Origin of the sequence: Mesorhizobium sp. M2E.F.Ca.ET.219.01.1.1 (assembly GCF_004016445.2) — a bacterium.
Taxonomy (GTDB): domain Bacteria; phylum Pseudomonadota; class Alphaproteobacteria; order Rhizobiales; family Rhizobiaceae; genus Mesorhizobium.
Map to the genome: position 1 here is coordinate 1 of NZ_SADT02000067.1, position 404 is coordinate 404.

1 pseudogene is annotated in these 404 nt (G+C 61.4%); it reads right to left on the reverse strand.

Annotation, left to right across the window (positions count from 1 at the left end):
- Positions 1–149: 149 nt before the first annotated feature.
- A pseudogene (locus tag EN862_RS34945) lies at positions 150–404 on the reverse strand (integrase); the annotation flags it as partial.

Sequence of the window (404 nt, forward strand, 5' to 3'; positions counted from 1 at the left end):
TCTCCCCGTATAGCGACGGGGAGAGGGGCGCTGTCATCGATGGTTTCGCCAATCGCTGACGTGGCAAGGAGGGCGCCAAGGCTGCGGCCAGATGTCCAGCCGATAGATGGGTAACAGATTGAACCGGATACATAGGTAACAGTTCTCCCCTATGCATCCGCCGCAGCGCCAAGCGGTTTGGTTGGCGCGGCGCTGCGGCGGACGAGCTTCATACGTCTGGTGTCGATGATGCCAAGCGGATAATCATGGAAGGTAAGTGCCCATTGGCCGTCCTCGGCTTCGATGGCCGCGACGGCTTCGCCGGCCAGTGATTGCGAGACATAGACGAAGCCGCCATTCCACCTGATCTCGCCATTGTGGCGCACCCAGCGAACCGCGGCCTCTTGCGGATAATCGGGCTCGGG